At 60.5% G+C, this 18,473-nt stretch carries 15 protein-coding genes; 12 read left to right on the top strand and 3 right to left on the bottom strand.

All coding sequences use genetic code 11. The features are described from left to right. Positions 1-306: 306 nt before the first annotated feature. The 3 genes from KGA82_RS16865 to KGA82_RS16855 all read left to right on the top strand — a co-directional run bounded on the left by KGA82_RS16865 (position 307) and on the right by KGA82_RS16855 (position 5,753). Positions 307-3,939 (top strand): toxin VasX, encoded by a 3,633-nt coding sequence (locus KGA82_RS16865; protein WP_223451368.1) that lies wholly within the window; start codon positions 307-309, stop codon positions 3,937-3,939. Between the two features lie 7 nt (positions 3,940-3,946). Next, positions 3,947-5,053 carry a hypothetical protein gene (locus KGA82_RS16860; protein ID WP_223451367.1) on the top strand — a complete coding sequence of 369 codons (1,107 nt, stop codon included), beginning with the start codon at positions 3,947-3,949 and terminating at the stop codon, positions 5,051-5,053. Positions 5,054-5,150: 97 nt separating this feature from the next. After that, the gene (locus KGA82_RS16855) at positions 5,151-5,753 is read left to right on the top strand and encodes a GNAT family N-acetyltransferase (protein WP_223451366.1); all 603 of its coding nucleotides are present in this window, start codon (positions 5,151-5,153) and stop codon (positions 5,751-5,753) included. Here KGA82_RS16855 and KGA82_RS16850 read toward each other — a convergent pair. Further along, on the bottom strand, positions 5,656-6,627 hold the full coding sequence (locus KGA82_RS16850) for a LysR family transcriptional regulator (RefSeq protein WP_223451360.1): 972 nt from the start codon (positions 6,625-6,627) through the stop codon (positions 5,656-5,658). The two genes, KGA82_RS16855 and KGA82_RS16850, sit on opposite strands and share 98 nt — an antisense overlap. 296 nt (positions 6,628-6,923) lie before the next feature. On the opposite strand from KGA82_RS16850, the gene argH reads away from it, so the two are divergent. The 9 genes from argH to KGA82_RS16805 all read left to right on the top strand — a co-directional run bounded on the left by argH (position 6,924) and on the right by KGA82_RS16805 (position 16,423). Then, the gene (gene argH / locus KGA82_RS16845; RefSeq protein WP_223434211.1) at positions 6,924-8,351 is read left to right on the top strand and encodes an argininosuccinate lyase; all 1,428 of its coding nucleotides are present in this window, start codon (positions 6,924-6,926) and stop codon (positions 8,349-8,351) included. A 150-nt stretch (positions 8,352-8,501) separates the two neighbouring features. Next, positions 8,502-9,380, top strand: a complete 879-nt coding sequence (locus tag KGA82_RS16840; RefSeq protein WP_008026479.1) for an amino acid ABC transporter permease — start codon at positions 8,502-8,504, stop codon at positions 9,378-9,380. A gap of 10 nt (positions 9,381-9,390) precedes the next feature. Further along, complete coding sequence (locus KGA82_RS16835; RefSeq protein WP_008026481.1) at positions 9,391-10,155, top strand: amino acid ABC transporter ATP-binding protein; 765 nt, start codon at positions 9,391-9,393, stop codon at positions 10,153-10,155. Positions 10,156-10,193: 38 nt separating this feature from the next. Then, the gene (locus KGA82_RS16830) at positions 10,194-11,018 is read left to right on the top strand and encodes an ABC transporter substrate-binding protein (protein WP_008026483.1); all 825 of its coding nucleotides are present in this window, start codon (positions 10,194-10,196) and stop codon (positions 11,016-11,018) included. Positions 11,019-11,158: 140 nt separating this feature from the next. After that, entirely contained in the window at positions 11,159-12,001 is an 843-nt protein-coding gene (locus tag KGA82_RS16825; protein ID WP_008038392.1) for a polysaccharide deacetylase family protein, read from the top strand. Beyond that, entirely contained in the window at positions 11,994-12,881 is an 888-nt protein-coding gene (locus KGA82_RS16820) for a polysaccharide deacetylase family protein (RefSeq protein WP_223451358.1), read from the top strand. Before KGA82_RS16825 ends, KGA82_RS16820 begins: the two co-directional genes overlap by 8 nt. Beyond that, positions 12,878-14,227 carry an MmgE/PrpD family protein gene (locus tag KGA82_RS16815; protein WP_223451356.1) on the top strand — a complete coding sequence of 450 codons (1,350 nt, stop codon included), beginning with the start codon at positions 12,878-12,880 and terminating at the stop codon, positions 14,225-14,227. Before KGA82_RS16820 ends, KGA82_RS16815 begins: the two co-directional genes overlap by 4 nt. Before the next feature lie 150 nt (positions 14,228-14,377). Next, positions 14,378-15,556 carry an MFS transporter gene (locus tag KGA82_RS16810; protein WP_008026490.1) on the top strand — a complete coding sequence of 393 codons (1,179 nt, stop codon included), beginning with the start codon at positions 14,378-14,380 and terminating at the stop codon, positions 15,554-15,556. Positions 15,557-15,715: 159 nt separating this feature from the next. Then, complete coding sequence (locus KGA82_RS16805; protein ID WP_223451355.1) at positions 15,716-16,423, top strand: HPP family protein; 708 nt, start codon at positions 15,716-15,718, stop codon at positions 16,421-16,423. Positions 16,424-16,474: 51 nt separating this feature from the next. Here KGA82_RS16805 and astA read toward each other — a convergent pair whose 3' ends face one another. Next, positions 16,475-17,509 (bottom strand): arginine N-succinyltransferase, encoded by a 1,035-nt coding sequence (gene astA, locus KGA82_RS16800; protein WP_223451353.1) that lies wholly within the window; start codon positions 17,507-17,509, stop codon positions 16,475-16,477. Continuing rightward, complete coding sequence (gene ctlX, locus KGA82_RS16795) at positions 17,506-18,444, bottom strand: citrulline utilization hydrolase CtlX (protein ID WP_223451351.1); 939 nt, start codon at positions 18,442-18,444, stop codon at positions 17,506-17,508. The genes astA and ctlX overlap by 4 nt, the downstream gene beginning before the upstream one ends. Between the last annotated feature and the right edge of the window lie 29 nt (positions 18,445-18,473).

Genomic DNA, 18,473 nt, shown 5'->3' with positions numbered 1-18,473 from the left:
TGACGTTCGGGCTGCTGGCATTGATGCTGTTCAGTGTTGGGGTTTGTCCCTTCCTACGCTTTGCGCCCGCGATACAGCGCCCCCACCCCCCATCCCTACAGACCGCTCTTACAACCATGCGTCTTGTGACGAAGGCAGTCGGCACCTGACCGCAGATTACGACTTCACGGAGCCGTCCTACGCCAATTATCGAATCGCCTGACATCAACCAATCGGTTGATCCGCGCAAAGTCCTGAGTCTTGAAATAGACACAAGGACCTGTGGATGCTCAGCACTTTCACGCCAGTGGCTTCGGCGGGTCACCCATGACCCACCCTGCCAACCTTGCGGCGGCGGCCGCCTCGAAAACCGCCATTGGTTCCCCCGGAGCCTGCCCTCTGCGCAAAACCCATGTGCAGTTGCTACCCCTGCGCTATGGCCTGGTGGAAAAGCCCCTCGATCCCGGCTCCGAACTGAAATTACCCTACGCCCTGACGGCCCGTCCGTTGGGCATTCGTATGCTGCGCGATGGCTGGTTGTATGTGATCGACAGCGTGACCGGTGAACTCCACGAATATCAGGTGCACAACGGCTTGATCAGCGCCCTGCTGCACAAGGGCAATAAGGTCGGCAGTGATCAGCGCACGCCCATCGAGGAACGTCCGGCGCTGATTTTTTCAAGGCGCAGCACGCTGTACGTGACCTTCGCTGAAGTGCAGTGGACAGCGGCGAAATGCGCCCAGGTCATCGACAGTCGTGAGGAACGCGAACACTTCATGCAGGTCGTCGATCTCGGCCCGGTGGATTGCGAAACCGGTGGCACGCACTTGCTGACGGTCGAGCAAGGCAAACAGTGGCTGGCGGAGATTGCGACCGCCCCGGCCCGGCAGGCGCAAGCCGTACAAGACCGCACTGAACAGGCAGCCGAGTCGCCGCCGGACGCGGTTTTATTGCCGACAGTGCAGGTCAGCGACGCCCCCGAGCACGAACGTGAACCCTATCTGTGGGAGCAGCCGCGGCGCTTTCGCGAGGCGCATATCGGCGAGTTTCTGGGCCAGGTGCGCGGGCCTTATCAGGACGACACGCTGTTCCTAGTGGTGCAGGATGACCTCGGCGTGTTGCGTGATCTGGCCGAGTATCAAGACACTGTCGTCGGTTGGGTCGACGACTGGAGCAATGCCGACGCCAACGAGCGCGATTACTTGCTGGCCTTTTACATCGAATCCCTGAGCCGGCTAAGTGCCGGGGATATCGGCGGGCTGGCCAAGGCTGACGGCAACCCGACCGTGCAGGCCTTGTTCGCCGATCTGGAGCAGTTGCCGGAACCGGATCAGGAACACACCCGCCAAGCCTTGCTGGATTATTTGAACAAGGGTGGCAAGGTCGAGCCTGCAGGCGTAGCAACGCCCCCGGAACTGGAGCAATTGCGCAAAGACGCCCATGCCGAGGCGTTTAAATTCGCCAGATACCAAGGCGCCACACCCGACTTCACCGCCCACGGCCGCGCCAGTGACGAGGCGGATCGCCGTTACTACACGCGCCAGCATTTCGAGGTGGCCCCCGACGATTTCGTCGAGAGTCACCTCGATACCCTGATCAAACTCGGCCATGAGCAAGACAAGCGCATAACAGACATGCTCGAAGGTTCCAGTTTCAGTGGCAAACGCGGGGTCAACGATTTGATCGACCGCCCGGCCATGGACGCGGCGCTGTCTCAGCATCGCGACGACCTCAGCCGCTGGAACCGGATGCTCGATCGCATCACCGCCGACCGCACGATGCTGGTGGGTGCCGGTCGCTTCCACCGTTCGGCCTGGTACTACGACGCGCAGGATCAACAGCAACTGCATCAGGCTTTCACCACCGAATACGCCTGCCTCAAAGACATATGCCGCAGCGACCACGCCAGCGAAATCCTGCTCGGTTATCTGGAGGAACACCCGGAACTGACACGGCCACTGTTCTACACCTTGCCCCTGCGCCTGCAACCGGAAAAGGCCGCGCAATACGCAGCGTTGTTCAACGCCGGCATGGGTGTGTTCAACAACTTGCCGCTCTGGTTGGCCGAGTTGAACAAGATCGAACAGCTGGGTTTGCCGGCGCTCGACGACCTGCCCGACCCCACCCGCGCGGTCGCCGATGCCGCCCAGCACAGCCTCAGCCCCGCACTGAACCTGGGCTTGAACCGCGCGCTGGAAGGGTTCGACCTGACGGGCGAGAAAATCCCCGACCTCGACGAACTGTTCCGGCAACTGCCCAAGGCGCTGTCGGGTCGCATCCTCGACGCCGCGAAAACCACCGGCGTGACCTTCACCGTCGCCAGCCCGGCGGAACACGCGGCGCTGCAAACCACCCTCAAGGAACTGCTGAAGGAGCGCGACTACCTGAAAACCCTGACCCGCGAACGCAACCAGCTCACCCACAACAAAAACCGCCAGGGCCACAAAACGCCGCGGGCGGTGGAGTTGCAGGGCGAAATCGTGCGGGTGCGCGGGCAGTTGACCCAGCTCGAAGGGCGATTGGCCGGGGCGCTGAGCCCGATTGCGGAACTGCCGGATCAGTCGGTTCGGCTGTACGGCGCGGCGCAGGCCCGGGCGGGTGTGACGGCGGTGTTTCCGCCGGCGCAGCAGCTGGAGGTGCGGAGTTTGCTGAAGGACATTCGGATTGGGGTGAGCTCGGTGCCGAATGGGCAGTTGATTCGGAGCGAGGGGATGGGGTTGTTGGTGTTTTTGGTGCAGGGGGTGAATTTGCTTGCGGTCATGAGGGAGACGCTTAGCCAGTCACGGGATAAGCGTAAGTTGGCGCCTTTGTTGAATGCAGCGGCTGCCACCGGGGCTGCGGGATTTACTGCTGCGCAAAGTCTGGCGGATACCGCTCTGAAAGCGCGTAGTGCTGAGCTCGTGTCGGGGCTTCAACACCGTGCTTTGCAGAATGTGCATGTGTCGATGGGGAAGATGCATGTGGGGCTGGGTTTCTTTACTTACCTTTTTGGTTTTGCCTCTTCAGCCATCAGCCTCCATTCCCAACGGCAGAAATGGCAGCAGGCGACACGGACCGGAGATCGCGCCGAACAGATTGGCGCAGCGCTTGCCACTTTGGGCGCAGGTGGCATGACGGCTGCTAACGCCTACGGCCTAAGCCACACTGTGCACGCCACCTTCAAGGTCGTGACGGCGCGGAGTACCGCCGCCCGAACCGCAGCTTGGGCCGCGGCGGGCACTCGACTGTCCACGGTGTTCTTCCGCTTTAATCTGGCCGGCGCCTTATTCACCGTACTGGAGTTTGGGGGCACCTGGTTGTTCAACCGCTACAACCTCAGCGCCCACGACAAATGGTTGAAAACCACACCCTGGGGCCTGGATGCCGATCATCGCGGCAACCACACTCTGGATGAATATCGGCGTTATCTGGACTATTTGCTCAACGCCCCGTATGCACAACTGGGCCCGAACGAGGATGACTCGTGGCTGAAAAACCTGCTGCTGAAAGCCAAGCCCAGCGACATTCATCTGGTCCTGCCGAGGTTCAATCTCGGTGACTTCCAACCGCCTCTTAGTGGTAAACCGGCTCATCGATTGGGAATAGGTGCTCGGCGCCTTTCCGTGCCCCTTCACAGCCGAGGTGTTCCGCAAGAACGCAAGGAGGTCATCAGTGATGAGGTGTTGGCCAGCTTGCGCATCGTGCAAGCGGCACGGGATCGGCTGGTGCTGTGCCTGCGATACCCAGTCAATCCTGACGCCGAGTTTACCCCGGCGGTTGAAACGCTGGAGCTGGCGGTCTGTGTCGAGACACTGAACGCCAACGGAGCGTGGGTGCCACGGATTCAAATCATTCGAATCAACCCTCGCAGCACAGGGCGTTTCCCGGTACTGCCGCTTCAATCTGCCACTGACCATCCACCGTTGTTGCTGGTTGAAACCCATTTGCTGGAGATGGCCGACCATGCCCACAAAGAGTGATGTTCCCATGCCTGACCCGGTTGCTGTGCAATCCCGCAACGCCGGTGATGTCGAGCCGTTTCCCAGCGGTAGGATCACTTATCTCGCGCCGTTGCCCTTGCCGACGGCCATGCCACCGCATGGCCCTCATATTGGGGAACTGAATGACGTGTACATCGATTTCGGATTGGGATCGCCGCAGATTTTTTCATGGCAGGTCATATTAGGCGGGCCATTCACCGGCGCCTGGATGTTCATTTTCCTTTTACCTCTCTTTAGTTTTTGTTTTGGTCTCGTTCTTGGGTACGAGTGGCTTTACTCATGGGAGTTTGCGGTAGATGTTTTTTTCGCTGCTTCAGAGCTCGGACTCTTAACCGCATTTTTTTCTCTGCTCATCGGCCTGGGCGTCTGGCACCACAACCACAAAAAACGCCTCAGCATCATCCCCACCCGCTTCAACCGCCAACGCCGCGAAGTCTGCTTCATGCCCGAAGGCGCCACCGAACCGCTTTTCGTCCCCTGGGAATCCCTCTCCGCCTGGGTCATCGAAGCCCAAGGCGCCACTCAATACGGCATCCACCGCCAATACGGCATGGGCATCGGTTTCCAGCACGGCGAGACCCTGACCAGCGTCGAATTCCCCTGCTGTGGCCTCTCCTTGGCCATCAGCCACTGGGAAGCAATCCGCGGCTACATGGAACATGAAATCCACGACCTCAAATCCATCCAGGACCTGCAAGACCTGCAAGGCCCCGACGACCCGCCCCGCGAAGGCCTGCACACCTTCCACAACGCCCGCGCGCGCCTGCACCAACAAATGCGCGACGGCCAGCGCAATTGGCTATCGGGATTCTTCTGGTACCTGTACCACGTCATGACCTTGTGGACGATTCCGAACCACCTCGTAGAATGGGAAGTCCGCCGCCTGCAGAAAATGGGTCCGCAGGCCATGCCCGATGTAATGCGCGAATGGTCCGAGCCGCTGCCGAAAGAGCACTGGGCGAAACCGAGTGAAGAACTCGTTCGGATGAGCCTACAGGTTCGCGCCCTGCACAAACGCCAACCGCGCCGACCGATCACTGAGATTTTTGCCGAGGTGCAGCGCTTGAATCCGACCGACAAACGTCGCGCATGAACGGTGACAACCGTGAGGAGGACCATTTCCAATCGTTGCCCACCAACCCATCACCGAACGCAGCCCGAACCTTCGGCAGTTCCTACCTGTGACAGACATGACAATTACTTTACGCCGCGCCTTGATTACTGACGCCCCCGCCCTCCCCGACATCGAACGTTGCGCCGCTGAATTGTTTCGCGCCGAGCCTTCATTGGCCTGGCTGGCCGACAGCCCTGTGCCCGATGCCGAACACCATCAACGGGCAATCGAGACGGAGCAGGTTTGGGTGGCGCAATCGGCGGAAGGTGTACTTGCAGGTTTTCTCGCTGCGCGGGAAATCGACAACCAACTGCATATTCAGGAACTGTCGGTCAGCCAGCCATTTCAGGGCCGGGGCATTGGTCGAAAGTTACTGTTAACCGCTGTTTCATACGCTCGCGGGCAAGAACTCGCCGGTCTGACTTTGACCACGTTCCGCGACTTGCCGTGGAATGAACTGTTTTATCGGCGCATGGGCTTTGCAACATTGAGCCCTGCTGAAACAGGCCCGCGTTTAACCCAGGTTTTAAACGACGAAGTCGCCCACGGTTTACCCGGCGGGCGCCGTTGTGCGATGCGATTCAGCCTTGAACCGGCACCTTCAAATCCACTCCCAATGCCTGGGCAAACGCCTTCACCAACGGACTGCGCACGGTGTTGTGACGCAGGATCAGATTGAACGGTGTGCTGATGTGAATGAGGTCCGGCCGCACCGCGCGGAACTGCCCTTGGGCGACCATCGACGCAGCGTAATGCTGCGGTAGAAAACCCACGAAACGCCCGGTCTTGATCAGCAGCGCCACGGCTTCCACCTGGGTCGCCGAGGCGGAAAAACTGTCGTACCGGGCAAAATTCAGTTTGTCGCGATGGATCGCGTAGCGGTGGTTGATGCACTCGTAATCCTTGAGCACGTTGCTGCCGATTTCTGCGTCCGGCACCGAGAACAACGGGTGGCCGATTGCGCAGTAAACCTGCGAGCGTTCTTCATACAGCGTGTAATAGTCGAACTCTTCGCGTTTCTGATAAACCGGCACGATACCGGCCACCAGGCGCCCCTCTACGACCCCTCTTTCAATTTCATCCAGTTGTGACGCCTGAAGTTGAAACCTTACTTTAGGCGACTCTTCATTTATCCGTCTAAGCGCTGCAACTAACGGCGAATTAAGATCGGAAATAGTGTTATCAATAACGCCCACACCCAAGTCGCCAATAAGTTCGTTCTGCGCTGAACTAAGCCTGTCGCGAAAGTTGTCGACCGAGGCAAATAAATCAATCGACGCCTGATACACCAGGCGGCCTTCTTCGGTCAGATGAAAGCCCTCGCGACCTCGGGTGCACAAGCGCATGCCGATGCGAATTTCAAGGTCGGAGATCTGTTTGCTGATGGCCGCCAGCCCCACATTCAGCTCGTTCTGCGCCGCACTGAAACCACCGGCCTCGACCACGGCCTTGAACACTTTGAGCAGTTTGAAATCCAGCCCGCTGAGGGCCAGTGGCGCCCGATGCGCCGTTTTTGGCGCCGGGTTTCCGGAATTGGAAAGTGGGGTTTCCATAATGCTTATTTACCTCTGGCGCGCTATTCAACAACCTGTGCCCAACAACAAAAACATAGCTGGCCAATAATAATGAACACAGAAAACCAGGCTTGGCAACCGCTAATAATCCCCGTACTTCAGTGCCAACTCACTGATTTCGAACTACTAAAAGCTGACACTTCGATCAGCTCTCGCAACGCTGCAACTGCCCTCTTGAAAACTGCTTAGGCCGAACCACGCCCGAATTATTTCCGGCGGGTCTTCCCGGCTCTGCGCATCAATTTCAGTTCGCTTTACCGACGAGGAAAACAACAATGTCTCAAACCACCGACCGTCTCTGGGGTGCCCGCTTCAAAAGCGGCCCATCCGAAGCCCTGGCGGCCCTGTCCCGTTGCCCTGAGCGCTACTTTCGCCTGACCCCGTATGACCTCGCCGGTTCCAAGGCCCATGCCCGTGAACTGCAGCGCGCCGGGCTGTTGAGCGAGCAGGAAACCCACACCATGCTGGCCGCGCTGGAAGGTATCGGCGCTGACTTCAAAGCCGGCAGCATCGCGCCAACGCTGGATGACGAAGACGTCCACACCTTCATCGAACGCCTGCTGACCGAGCGCCTCGGCCCATTGGGCGGCAAGCTGCGCGCCGGCCGTTCGCGCAACGACCAGACCGCCAACGATCTGCGTCTGTTCCTGCGGGACCACGTGCGGACCCTGGCCGTCGAAGTGCTGGCCTTGCAACAAGCGCTGGTCGACCAGGCCGAACAACACATCGAAAGCATCTGCCCCGGTTTCACTCACCTGCAACAGGCGCAACCGATCGTCTTTGCTCACCACTTGCTCGCTCACGCCCAATCGATGCTGCGTGACGTGCAACGGCTGGTGGACTGGGACATCCGCACCTCGCTGTCGCCACTCGGCGCCGCCGCCATGGCCGGTTCCGCCATCGCGCGCCTGCCGCAACAGTCGGCCAAGGAAATGGGTTACAGCGGCGTGTGCGAAAACTCCATCGACGCCGTGGCCAGCCGCGATCACGTGGCCGAGTTCCTGTTTATCGCCAGCATGCTCGGGATCAACATTTCCCGCCTCGCGGAAGAATTCTGCCTGTGGTCCTCGCGGCAATTTCGCTGGGTTGCACTGGACGATGCCTACGCCACCGGCAGCTCGATCATGCCGCAGAAGAAAAACCCGGACATTGCCGAGCTGGCCCGGGGCAAGGCGGGTCGCCTGATCGGTAACCTCACCGGCCTGCTTTCCACCCTGAAATCCCTGCCGCTGTCGTACAACCGCGACTTGAGCGAAGACAAGAACGGCGTGCTCGACAGCGTCGACACCTTGCTGCTGGTGTTGCCCGCCATGGCCGGGATGGTCGCGACCATGAAGGTCAACGTTGAAGAGCTGCGCCGTCAGGCACCGCTCGGGTTCACCCTCGCGACCGAAGTGGCCGACTGGCTGGCAGTGCGCGGCGTGCCGTTCAAGGAAGCCCATGAAATCACCGGCGCGCTGGTTCAGGCCTGTGAGAAACACGACATCGAGTTGTGGGAAGCCTCGCCGGCACTGTTGGCCGAGATCGATCCGCGCCTGACCCCGGAAGTGCGCGACAGCCTGACGCTGGAAGCGGCCATCGCCGCCCGTAGTGGTTGGGGTGGTACGGCGCCGCAGCAGGTACGCGAGCAGATCGGCCGGTTGAAGACCGCCCTCGCCGCGCAACACGAATGGACCGAGAACTATCAAGGCTTCCGCCTCTAACAGCCTCCACGCATAACCCTGTGGGAGCTAGCCTGCTAGCGATTTGGCTCTGTCTGACAACCATTCGCTGATTGACACACCGCAATCGCTAGCAGGCTAGCTCCCACAAGGATCTGTGTTGGATTTGAAAGAACAGTTCGGAGAAACAACATGAGCCAGACTCAGGCAGAACGACTCCAGGCGGAGCGCAAACTGGCGGAAAACCAGTTCGATATCACCCAGTACGATCACGTGCCACGGCGTTACTACGGGCGGATCTTTTTCGCCACGGTCATCGTCATCGCGATCATCGGCCTGGTGCGGGCCTTCGCCGAAGGCAAGATCGAGTGGTCGTACATCGGCCAGTTCCTCACGTCCCAGGCGATCATGTGGGGCTTGCTCAATACCATCGTCATGGCCGTGCTGGCGATGGGGCTGGGCATTGTGTTCGGGGTGATCACGGCGATCATGCGCATGTCGGCCAACCCGATCCTGCGCTACGTGGCAGTGACCTACACCTGGCTGTTCCGCGGCACGCCGCTGATCCTTCAACTGCTGTTGTGGTTCAACCTGGCGCTGATCTTCCCCACCATCGGCATCCCCGGCGTGTTCGAAATGGACACCGTAAGCCTGATGACGCCGTTCGTGGCCGCCCTCCTCGGCTTGAGCATCAACCAGGGCGCCTACACCGCTGAAGTTGTGCGCGCCGGTCTGCTGTCGGTGGACACCGGGCAGTACGAAGCCGCCAAGTCGATCGGCATGCCACGCCTGCAAGCGCTGCGCCGGATCATCCTGCCGCAGGCCATGCGGATCATCATTCCACCGGTCGGCAACGAGTTTATCGGCATGGTGAAAATGACCTCGCTGGCGAGCGTCATCCAGTACTCGGAGCTGCTCTACAACGCTCAGAACATCTACTACGCCAACGCCCGGGTGATGGAGCTGCTGATCGTCGCGGGTATCTGGTACCTGGCCACGGTCACCGTGCTGTCCTTTGGTCAAAGCCGTCTGGAGCGTCGTTTCGCTCGCGGCGCCGGCAAGCGTTCTTGAGGAGTCGAACATGAGAAGCATCGTCAAGGCCGTGAGCCTGAACAAGTATTACGACCATTTCCACGCCCTCAAGGACATCAACATCGAAGTCGAGCAAGGCGAAGTGCTGTGCATCATCGGCCCGTCCGGCTCCGGCAAAAGCACCTTGCTGCGTTGCGTCAACCAGCTGGAAAAGATCGACAAGGGCGGCCTGTGGGTCGACGGCGAGCTGGTGGGTTACCGCATCGTCGGCAACAAACTGCACGAACTCAACGAGTCGCAGATCGCCCGTCAACGCCTGGCCACCGGCATGGTGTTCCAGCGTTTCAACCTGTTTCCGCACATGACTGTGCTGCAAAACATCATCGAAGGGCCGTGCCAGGTGCTCAAGCGTTCGCCCAAGGAGGCGCACGAAGAAGCTTTGGAACTGCTCGCCCGCGTCGGCCTGGCCGACAAGCGCAACAGCTACCCGATCGAGCTTTCGGGTGGTCAGCAACAACGTGTCGCCATTGCTCGCGCATTGGCCATGCGGCCCAAGCTGATGCTGTTCGATGAACCCACTTCGGCACTCGACCCGGAACTGGTCGGTGAGGTGCTGTCGGTGATGCGCGATCTCGCGCAATCCGGCATGACCATGATCGTCGTCACCCATGAACTGGGCTTCGCTCGCGAAGTATCCAACCGCATGGTGTTCATGGACGGCGGGCAGATCGTGGAGGCAGGAAGCCCCGAAGAAATACTAATAAGTCCGCAAAACCCGCGCACCCAAAGCTTCATTTCTGCCGTTCGAACCTAAGCGCCGGCTGGCGTAACAACACACATAAGAGAACGACCATGAAGAACATCGTAATCCCAGCAGTACTCGCAGGCCTGATGGCATCCAGCGTCAGCTTCGCCGCCGAATTGCCGGCCAGCATCAAGGAAAAAGGCGAGATCGTCGTCGCGATCATGCCGAACTACCCGCCGATGGATTTCAAGGACCCGGCCACCAATACCCTCACCGGTGTGGACGTTGATCTGGGCAACGCCCTGGCCGAACGTCTGGGCGTGAAGATCAAATGGCAGGAAACCGGCTTCGAGCAAATGATCAACGCCCTGACCACCGACCGCGTCGACATGGTGCTGTCGGGTATGACCGACACCAAAGAGCGTCAGGCCAGCGTGACCTTCGTCGACTACTTCACCAGCGGTCCGCAGTTCTACACCCTGCAGAAGAACAAGGACTTCAACGAAATCACCGACCTGTGCGGCAAGAAAGTCGGCACCAGCCGCCGGACCACGTTCCCGGCGGAAATCGCTGAATACAGCAAGGCCAACTGCGAAGCCGCCGGCAAACCGGCCATCGTGGTGATCGGCACCGAAGGCTCGGCGGATGCCCGTGCGCAACTGCGTCAGAGCCGTATCGATGCCGCGATGCAAGGCAGCGAGACCTTGTCGTACCTGAAGACTCAGGAAAAGGACATGTACAAAACGGTCGGCCAGCCGATTTCCGTGCAGTTCTCCGGCATGGGCCTGAGCAACAAAAAGCCTGAGCTGAGCGAAGCGGTGAAGGTTGCGTTGCAGAGCATGATCGATGACGGCAGCTATCAGACCATCCTGAAAAAATGGGACCTGGAGCTGGGCGCAATCAAGACGGCAACCATCAACGCCGGCAAGTAATGCTTGCCCTGTAGGAGCCGGCTTGCTGGCGATAGCGGTGGATCAGTCGCTATGAATGTTGGCTGACACACCGCCATCGCCAGCAAGCCGGCTCCTACAGGTTTGGTTGCGTTTCGACTATTGAGAACGGAGCAACAACGATGTCGTCCTCCCCAACCTGGCCCGACCAGCACAAGGCCTGCCTTGCCCTGGCCTTCGACCTCGACGGCCCCACCGGCGATGCGATGCTCAACGGCTCGATCTGGCACAAGCCCGAGTACTTCGGTTTTGGTGGTTACGGCCCTTACCGGGCGCTGCCACGGATCCTCGACCTGCTCGACGAATTCCGCATTCCGACCACGTTTTTCGTTCCGGCCTGGGTCGTGGAGAACTGGCCGAAACAGTGCCAGGCGATTGTCGAGCGCGGGCATGAAGTGGCGTACCACGGCTACAAACACGAATCCTTTTACGCCCTGACGCTGGACCAGCAAAAGGACGTGATGAAGAAATCCCGCGAGGTGTTCTGGAAACACCTGAACATCCGCGCCGAAGGTTTCCGCACGCCGTCCGGCGACTGGCGCGCCGAGACCCCGGCGATGCTGGTGGAAGCCGGCGTGACCTACTCCAGCAGCATGCGCGGCGACGACCGACCGTACCTGGTGAACGTGCCGGGGTTCGACACGCCACTGGTGGAAATCCCCGGTCGCTGGGAAATGGACGACTACGCCTCCCTCGCCTACACCCGCGCGCCGGACTTTCCTTCGGGACTGGACCGCACGGCCAGCTACGAGCTGACTCTGGACAACTGGTGCCGCGAGTACGACGGCGCCATGAATGAAGGGTTGTGCCTGACCACCCTGTTCCACCCCAAGATCACCGGCAAACCGGGACGCATCCTGTTGCTGGAAAAACTTTTCGAACACATGCGTCAGCGCGACGACGTGTGGTTTGCCACTTGCCGCGACGTCGCCCAGTGGTGGCTGAAGGAGCATCACCATGGCTGATTCCATCGTCTGGCCCGACGGCTATCGCTGCGCCGTGGTGCTGACCGTCGATTACAACGACATTCACGGGATTCTCACCCAGGCGCCGGAAGTCGCCGGGCGCGACAAGACACTGTCTGTATGGCGTTACGGCAGCCAGCGCGGCGTCGAGCGTCTGCTGGGTTTGTTCAAGGAACTGGGGGTTCGCAGCAGCTGGTTTATCCCTGGCATCGTCGCCGAAGAAAACCCCGAACACCTCCAGGCGATTCAGGCCGGAGGGCATGAAATTGCCTGCGCTGGGTATCGCCATCAAAACTACGACACCCTCGATCTGGCGCAGCAGAGCGCCGAAATTGCCGCCGGCTGCGAGGCTCTGCAAGCATTGACCGGCCAGCGCCCGACGGGGTTTCGCATCCCCGCCGGCAATGGCGCGCCGGGGTTCATCGAGGCGCTGAGGGATCAAGGCATTCATTGGTCATCCTCCTGGCGCGGCGATGATTTGCCGTTCGCGCATCCCACTGCGCCGCAGGTGATTGAACTGCCCTTGCACTACGAGCTGGAAGACGAACCCTACTTCGCGTTCAACCTGAGCCCGGCGGTGCCGCCGGCGCAATCGCGGATCGCTTCCTACAGCCACACCCTGGGCAACCTGCAAATGGACTTCGCCGGGTTTCACCGCTTCGGGCTGTGTTACGTGCTGCGTTTGCACCCGGAAATCATTGCCACGCCGGGACGGATCGGCGTGTTGCGCGAATTGCTGCAGGGCATTCAGCAACACAACGATGTGTGGATCGCCACCGGAGCCGAAGTCGCTCAGTGGTGGGCCGATTCCGCGACGCCTGTGACAGAGGATCACCCGGCGTCAGTGTACGAACGGCATTATCGGGACTACCTCCTATGACCGAGCGCTTGCAACGACTGGCGCAGTTTTGCGTCGACACACGATTTGAAGACTTGCCCCCGGCATTGGTTGCACAAGCCAAACGGCACATTCTCGACACCTTTGGCGCGACGCTGGCCGGGGCTGATAGTGATGTGGCGAAACAGGCGCGCCTGGTGTTCGCCGGTGAAACCGGCGGCACGCTGGTCTGGGGTGCGGACCTGCAGGTCGGCGCCGCTCAGGCTGCAATGCTCAACGGCGTCGCCGCACATGCGCTGGAACTGGACGACACCGGTGGCTGTGACCATTCCGGCGCGGTGGTGCTGCCGGCGGTGATGGCCGCTGTTTCGATGTCCACGCGGCCTGTCAGTGGTCGCGAGTTCATCACGGCGGTGGTCATCGGTTACGAAGTCGGCCGCCGCGTGCTCGAAGCCTGTGGCGGCTATTCGGCGCACAACGGCGCCGGCTGGCATTCCACCGCCACCTGCGGCGTGTATGGCGCGGCGGCGGCAAGTGCACGCATCCTGGGTTTGAACGCCGGACAAATGCTCTCGGCACTGGGCATTGCCGGCAGTTTCAGCGGCGGCTTGTGGGCCTTCATCCACGACGGCTCACAGAGTAAAAAACTGCACAGCGGGCGCGCCGCCGAAGGTGGATTGCTGGCGGCACGGTTTGCGCAGCAAGGCATCACCGGGCCGTCGAAGCTGTTCGATGATGTCTGGGGCGGTTTTCTGAAAACCCTGGCCGGGGCGTCTTCACAACCTGAAGCACTGGATGCCGACCTGGGCGTCGTGTGGAAGCTCGGCCGCTGTTCGATCAAGCCGTACGCCTCATGCCGTGGCACGCATTCGGCCATCGACGCGTTGGGGTTGTTGCTGGATCAACTGCAGGTGGATGTCGATCAGGTTGAAGACCTTGAGGTTTCGCTGTGCGGGTTTCTGCAAGACATGTGCGGCGCTCAGGAGGTGAGCAGCCTCGCGGCGGCGCAGATGAGCTTGCCGTACGCCCTCGCCGCACGCTTGGTCCATGGGCATTGCCGGCTGGAGGCGTATGACGAGGAGCAACGGCGTGTTCCACAGATTGCGCTGTGGATGTCGCGCATTCGTCTTGTAGTGGACCCGCAACTGTCAGAGGATGGCGAGCCCGTGGTGAGCGTGCGGACGGTGGACGGTCGGCAGGCGAGCCTGTGCGTCGACCCGCCACTGGGTGCGCCGGGTAATCCGTTGAGTGATGACGCGCTGGAGCAGAAGTTTTTCAGTCTGGCGGTGCGGGTGATGCCGAGGTCGCAGGCAGAGGAACTGATCGGGCAGTTGTGGCGGTTGGAAACGCTGGAATCGGTTGGTTCGCTGGATCGGTGGTTGAGTTGAATTTTGCGTTGCCTGTGCGGGCCTCTTCGCGGGCAAGCCTCGCTCCTACAGGGGCAGCGCAACCGTGTAGGAGCGAGGCTTGCCCGCGAATGGCGCGACACGGTACATCGTCGAACACCCTGAAATCTGAATAAGGACATTTGCCCCACCGTGGCCACTTACTCGCTTGTTATCCGCCGGTTGATGATCGTATCGCTGACCATCGTCGTCAGCCGCGCCATCACCAGCCCGTTGCTCACGTTGTTCCTGAGCAACAAACTGGGCCTCAACCAACAGGACGTTGGCTTGCTGCTGGGCATCGCGGTGTTCATCGCCACCCTGCTCGCGCTCTACGGCGGCTACATCATCGACCGCCTCGAAAAACGCCGGCTGCTGATCCTCGCCATGCTCTCCAGCGCCATTGGTTTCGTGCTGCTGACCTTCGCCGAAAACCTCTACTTGACCACCCTGACCCTGGTGATCACCGAAACCGCTTCGGCGCTGTTCCTGATTGGCTCGAAGGCGATCCTCAGCGAAAACCTGCCCATGGGTCAGCGCGCCAAGGCCTTTTCCCTGCGCTACACCCTGACCAACATCGGTTACGCCACGGGGCCGATGCTCGGCGTGGTCATCGCCGGTGTCTACCCGATTGCGCCGTTCCTGATTGCCGGCGGCATTGCGTTTTTCAGCATCTTTTTGATGAGCGGGATCCCGAAAGATTCGAGCCAGACACCCGCGATCGGCCAGCCGCAAAGCTTTCTGAAAACCCTGATCACCCTGAAAAACGACCGCACGCTGATTATGTTCACTTGCGGCTGCCTGCTCAGCACCGTGGTCCATGGGCGCTTCACCCTGTACCTGTCGCAATACCTGCTGGTGACCCAGGATTCCAAACGCGCCCTGGAAACCATGGCCGCCCTGCTCGCCTGCAACGCCATCAGCGTGATCCTGCTGCAATACCAGATCGGCCGTTTCCTCAAGCGTGAACAACTGCGCTACTGGATTGCCGGTGGCACCAGCCTGTTCATCCTCGGCCTGATCGGCTTCAGCCTGGCGGATAGCCTGGTGTCGTGGTGCATCGCGATGTTCATCTTCACCCTCGGCGAAATGATCATTTACCCCGCCGAATTCCTATTCGTCGACACCCTGGCCCCGGAAGAACTGCGTGGCAGTTACTACGGCGCGCAAAACCTGGCGGCCCTGGGCGGTGCCCTTAGCCCGGTGATTTGCGGTTTCCTGTTGATGCACACCCCGGCGCCGACGATGTTTTATGCCCTGAGCGCGCTGACCGCCATGGGCGGTTTCCTGTGTTTCATGAGCGGACGCCGGGTGGCTTTACAGCAAAATTAATGCACTGAAACTGCATTAATATGAATTTGTCTCCGTCTGGAATGAGCGGCACACTGTGCCTCGTTCCTCCCCCAATAGTTGGAACGACTTCAAGGGCTTTCTGGGTATCCCAGCTAAGCCTTTTTTTTGCCTCGACTTTTGCAACGGACCGTTCACCTCATGTTTGCTCGCTGGTTCCCCGCCGCCATCAATACCCGACCTTCTGAATGGAGCCGCGCCGCCATCGGCATGGCCCTCGGTACGATGTTCAGCGTCTGGCTGTGCTCACAGGTTTTCGGCATCGAAGTGGCGCAGCACCTGATCGGTCCGCTGGGCGCCTCGGCAGTGCTGTTGTTCGCAGTGTCCTCCGGCGCGTTGGCGCAACCCTGGTCGATTCTCGGCGGTTACTTGAGCGCAGGAGTGATCGCATTGTTGGTCGCCCACGTGCTCGGACGAACCCTTGGCAGTGCTTGCCTGGCCGCGGGCATGTCGCTGATCCTGATGTGCTGGCTGCGTTGCCTGCATCCGCCGGCCGGTGCCTTGGCGTTGCTGCTGGTATTGGCAGACCCGGCGACCATCGCCCTGGACTGGAAAGCCCTCGCCCCGGTAATGCTCGGCGCCTCGACGATGTTGCTCAGCGCGCTGGCATACAACAACCTGACGCGCATTCGTTACCCAAGACGCGCCAGTGAACCGGTGCCGATGGTGCCGGCCGATCACCCGCCCATCGACAGCCAGGCGATCACTGCCCAGGATCTGAAACGGGCGCTGGCGGACATGGAAGCGTTCTTTGACGTCACGCCCGAAGACCTTGAGCAGTTGATTCAAGCCAGTGAGTTGCATGCCAAACGGCGCAGTATCACTGAAGTCCTTAGCCGCAGAACCTGACACCCTACAGACCCCTTCAGGAGCGAGCAGTCTCGCTCCTGAAGGTTCGAGTCACGCCGCAGATAATTGCTTGGCCGGCACCGCCAGACTCACCGCCCGCACCGATGCACCGACACTCAACCCCAGTGTTTTTGCGGTCTGGGCATCGACAATCAACGTGCCCGCCGCCACCCGCGCCGGTGCTGCGGTAATCCGGCACTCGGCAAACTGGCGGTTGTGAATCAGGTAAGTCGCCGCCTGTTCTCCGGGGGTGCCAATGCTCAATTGCAGTACCTGACTGTCACGCACCGCGCGGATGTCGGCGGTGGAGCATTCAATCAGCGGCCCGCCATCGAAAATGTCGATGTAGTCGCGGTGTTCGAATCCTTCCGCCTGAAGCATGCCCAGCGCCGGCTCGGTGTTGGGATGGACGCGGCCAATCACCGAGCGCGCTGCTTCCGGCAACAGGCAGGTCGGCAGCGGAAACTTGGGCATCAGTTCCGCGATGAAGGTCTTGTTGCCCAGGCCGGTGAGGTAATCGGCATCGGCAAAGTCCATCTTGAAAAAGTGCCGCCCCAGCCCTTCCCAGAACGGTGAAATGCCCGCTTCGTCCGAGTAGCCGCGCATCTCTGCAATGACCTTGTCGCCGAAGTGCTGACGGAACTCTGCGAGAAACAGGAACCGCGCCTTCGACAACAAGCGCCCGTTCAGGCCGCTGCGATGATCGGCGTGCAGGAACAGTGAGCACAACTCCGATTGCCCGGTCATGTCGTTACCCAGGAACAACGTCGGCAGTTGTTGATTGATCCCGAGGTTTTTCGACGCCGCGACAAACAAGCCCATTCGATAGTTGTACCAGGGCTCGCGCAGGCCGACGGCACCGGCCAATGCGCAAATACCGATCGCTTCTTGCTGGTCGTTTTCCAGCACAAACAAGTAGTCGGCATCGGCACGCTCGGCGTCGCCGGCAAAGGTTTTCGCGGCCCATTCCAGACGCTGGCGCAAACGCGGTGCATCGGCAGGCAAGGTGGTCAAACCGGTCCCGGCGCTATGAGCCAGGGCCAGGAGTGCCGGCAGGTCAGCCGGTGTGGCGGGACGGACGATCATCGCACTTGCTCCTTGGCAGTCAGGTGTTTGGGCAGGAATACTTCGGCCAACATGCAGCGGGCGCTGCCGCCGCCGATGCGTTCGATGGTGTCGATGTTCACCGGCAGCGGCGTGGTGTGGGCCTCGATCAACCGACGCTGACTGGTGTCCAACGCTTGCCAGGCGGTACGTGACATCACCAGCACGGGGTCGCCCGCACTGCTTTGAACTTCCAGCATGTTGCCGGCAAAGGATTCCAACTGGCTCCAGTTCAGCGCGATGACTTGCTTGCCGCTGTCTTCCAGCCGCGAGCGCAGGACCCGGCGTTCGCTCGGGTTCGTGACCGATGCCAGGCAGGCAATGGCCAGCCGCGTACCGACGCTCATCATCACGTTAGTGTGGTAAATCGCGACGCCCTGACGGTCCTGCGCCGTGAACGCGCACAGCTCGTAACCCAGATGGTTGACCACCTCATCCAGCGCCCGGGCGTGGGTGCGGGTGGAGTAGCCGGCGTAGCAAATCCGCTGCTGACGATCCAGCACCATACTGCCGGTGCCTTCAAGGAAGACTTCCTGCTGTTCGAGGCTGGAAAGGTCCAGCAACTGCTCGACCCGGTATTCGTCGCGCAGCCAGTCGAGCACACCTTTATCCCGCTCCAGGCGCCGGTTGTGGCCCTGCATCGGATACAGCACCAACGTGCCGTCGGGGTGGCTGCTCCACCAGTTGTTGGGAAAGATCGAGTCTGGCGTGTGCGGGGCTTCAAGGTCGTTGTGCACAAGGACCTCGACGCCTTGCCCGCGCAGTGCGGCAACGTAGCCGTCGAATTCTTGCAGGGCCTTGAGCTGAACGTCTTCGGACACGGCGGCCGGGCGCTGAAAACGGTTGTTCGCCGCCGTGTCCTGATTGAAAGAGAAACGTGTCGGGCGAATCATCAAAACGGTATTGGTGGTTTGCATGGGCACAGATTCAATGAGGGTTGAGAGAG

It is taken from the genome of Pseudomonas sp. BF-RE-22, assembly GCF_019956155.1.
GTDB classification, from domain to species: domain Bacteria; phylum Pseudomonadota; class Gammaproteobacteria; order Pseudomonadales; family Pseudomonadaceae; genus Aquipseudomonas; species Aquipseudomonas migulae.
The sequence above is the reverse complement of the archived record's forward strand: the minus strand, read 5'-3'. Positions and strand labels throughout refer to the sequence as shown.

Coding starts and splice junctions, on each gene's coding strand:
- KGA82_RS16820 (WP_223451358.1), top strand. CDS start 11,994: ATGGCTGATTCCATCGTCTGGCCCGACGGCTATCGCTGCGCCGTGGTG.
- KGA82_RS16850 (WP_223451360.1), bottom strand. CDS start 6,627: ATGGAAACCCCACTTTCCAATTCCGGAAACCCGGCGCCAAAAACGGCG.
- KGA82_RS16855 (WP_223451366.1), top strand. CDS start 5,151: ATGACAATTACTTTACGCCGCGCCTTGATTACTGACGCCCCCGCCCTC.
- KGA82_RS16860 (WP_223451367.1), top strand. CDS start 3,947: ATGCCTGACCCGGTTGCTGTGCAATCCCGCAACGCCGGTGATGTCGAG.
- KGA82_RS16830 (WP_008026483.1), top strand. CDS start 10,194: ATGAAGAACATCGTAATCCCAGCAGTACTCGCAGGCCTGATGGCATCC.
- KGA82_RS16805 (WP_223451355.1), top strand. CDS start 15,716: ATGTTTGCTCGCTGGTTCCCCGCCGCCATCAATACCCGACCTTCTGAA.
- astA (WP_223451353.1), bottom strand. CDS start 17,509: ATGATCGTCCGTCCCGCCACACCGGCTGACCTGCCGGCACTCCTGGCC.
- KGA82_RS16825 (WP_008038392.1), top strand. CDS start 11,159: ATGTCGTCCTCCCCAACCTGGCCCGACCAGCACAAGGCCTGCCTTGCC.
- KGA82_RS16815 (WP_223451356.1), top strand. CDS start 12,878: ATGACCGAGCGCTTGCAACGACTGGCGCAGTTTTGCGTCGACACACGA.
- argH (WP_223434211.1), top strand. CDS start 6,924: ATGTCTCAAACCACCGACCGTCTCTGGGGTGCCCGCTTCAAAAGCGGC.
- KGA82_RS16865 (WP_223451368.1), top strand. CDS start 307: ATGACCCACCCTGCCAACCTTGCGGCGGCGGCCGCCTCGAAAACCGCC.
- KGA82_RS16840 (WP_008026479.1), top strand. CDS start 8,502: ATGAGCCAGACTCAGGCAGAACGACTCCAGGCGGAGCGCAAACTGGCG.
- KGA82_RS16835 (WP_008026481.1), top strand. CDS start 9,391: ATGAGAAGCATCGTCAAGGCCGTGAGCCTGAACAAGTATTACGACCAT.
- ctlX (WP_223451351.1), bottom strand. CDS start 18,444: ATGCAAACCACCAATACCGTTTTGATGATTCGCCCGACACGTTTCTCT.